This window comes from Rhodanobacter sp. FW104-R8, assembly GCF_001617365.1.
Classification (GTDB): domain Bacteria; phylum Pseudomonadota; class Gammaproteobacteria; order Xanthomonadales; family Rhodanobacteraceae; genus Rhodanobacter.
Genome location: NZ_LVJR01000051.1, coordinates 1 through 1,882, shown reverse-complemented (window position 1 = coordinate 1,882; position 1,882 = coordinate 1). Strand labels below are relative to the sequence as shown.

The following is a 1,882-nucleotide window of genomic DNA, read 5'->3' as shown; positions in this document are numbered from 1 at the left end:
GCAACGCAGAATCGAGGTTCGGGACCGGGCCTTTACGGCCTTAACTCAACTGTCCGCGAAAACGGGGTAGAACCCACCAAGTCGTGGCTCAGCGGCATGTCCACGTTGAACCAAGTGTCGGCGAGCGTGGAGCCAGGCTTACGGCCGATGCGGATTTTGGAAGCGTATTTGGTGCGGTTGGCCTCGACCAGCAGGCGCTTGGGCGGCGCGTCTCCAATGAACACGCGGTCCTCGAACTCGGTGATGGCTTGGACAAGGCCGTCAAAGGTCGCGTCGGCCTTAATCCATGTGAAGCAATTGCCAACACGGTCCTTGTCCTCCGAGGCCCTCGGCGCATGTGCGTCGGAGCAGTCGAGCAGAGTGGCCTTGACGTTGGAGTCTGAGAGCTTCTTGCGCGCCGCGTGGTATTCCGCAGGGTTAGCTGCGGCGGTGAACACCAAGTCGGCCTGATTGATGATGTTGCGCTTCTCGGCGATCGACTGGTCGTCCCACTTGAGATTGGCCCATTCGGTCTTGCCGACGGCGATCTTGAACTTTCCGGCGAAGTAGGGCTTTTCGAGAGCCTCGACAACCTTTTCCAAGCTCACGCAGAGGTTGTTGAAGCCTTCCCGCAGGTGGGGCGCGTAGTCGCCCTTTTTCTCGTCCGGCGCCGAGTCGACGATCATCTTGCCGAGTTCGGCCAGGCTGGCGCGGGTGATGACCCCCTTCCACTTGCCCTTCCAGTCGCTGGAGTCGGGAATCAGTTGGTAGCTCGGGGTCAGCGCGTTGAGGAATTGCTGCTGGATGACTGCCGGGTCCAACGCGTCGAAGATGACGTGCAGGTTGATGCGGTTCCAGCCGGACTGCGAGTAGGTGCCGTCCTTCTCCCTCTTGACTACTCCGGCGAACTTGTCCAAGCGCAGCTCGATGACGGGCAGCAGCAGGTCGATGTTCTTGAGCCGGCCTTGCTCGAGCTTGGCTTTGCGCGCACGCTCGTAGCCATCGATGAAGATGTAGTCGTTGATGCCGATGGCCTTGAACTCGGGCGGAAGAGCCTCGAGGTCTTGAAGGAAGGCCTCCCAGGCTTCGTCCTGGCTGGCACCGGGATAGTTGTGGACCAGCGACGAAGGCGTGTGGACGTGCAAGTCCCACTTTTTCCAAGTCGAGCCGGCAGGATCATTCGTCATTGGAGCCCCCTCCCTGAATTGTTGGCCGATGGAGGCCGTGGTTTCTTCCTGATGCAGGTGTTTCGTCTTCAACGTGCCTGCGTTAATTGAACAGCAATTTGACGAGCCTAACCAATAGGCTTTCGGAGCGCGGCCAGGAAGGCACCTCGACTACGCTGATGGAGTCTACAAGTGTCGTGGTCGCGCCAGAGGCGTGAAGACCAACAGCATCTGTTCCAAGCCTGCAGGTGAGGTATGTACCATCTCCCCGCAGATACCTCAGTGGCCCAAGCTCAACGTTGAGCGACCGGCTCCATTGGCCTAATCAACACAAACGACCTATCGCTCAGAATCAAAGACCGCGCCCCAGCATCCTCGCAGCGAGCGGCAGAAGCCAGTCAAACGCGGACAATCGGCCAAGCTTTCCCAACGTCCACTTCTGGCCGAAGACCGCCTTTGAGAGCTCGATGACGCCGGGCAAGCTGCGACAGGCAGAGGTCGACCCATAGCAGACAGTGGCGTTAGTTCGGGGGCGGACTCGAAAACCTCGTGCTAGTCCGATTGCGGGAAGACATCGGGGCGCCGCGTAGTCCTGCCGGACGACGCGCCTTTCGAGTGTGTTGCCGAATACAGCCGCGTAATCCAAATTACGCTGGTAGTTCCTATCAGGGTGTTGAGAATGCGCCCCTCCGATGCCGGTCGATAGCTCTCGGCTATGGATCATCAGGCGTAGCCGG

General features: G+C 59.5%; 1 pseudogene. It reads right to left on the bottom strand.

From position 1 onward, the window contains the following. Window positions 1-74 precede the first annotated feature (74 nt). A pseudogene (locus tag RHOFW104R8_RS10905) lies at window positions 75-1,166 on the bottom strand (TrlF family ATPase); the annotation flags it as partial. Window positions 1,167-1,882 lie beyond the last annotated feature (716 nt).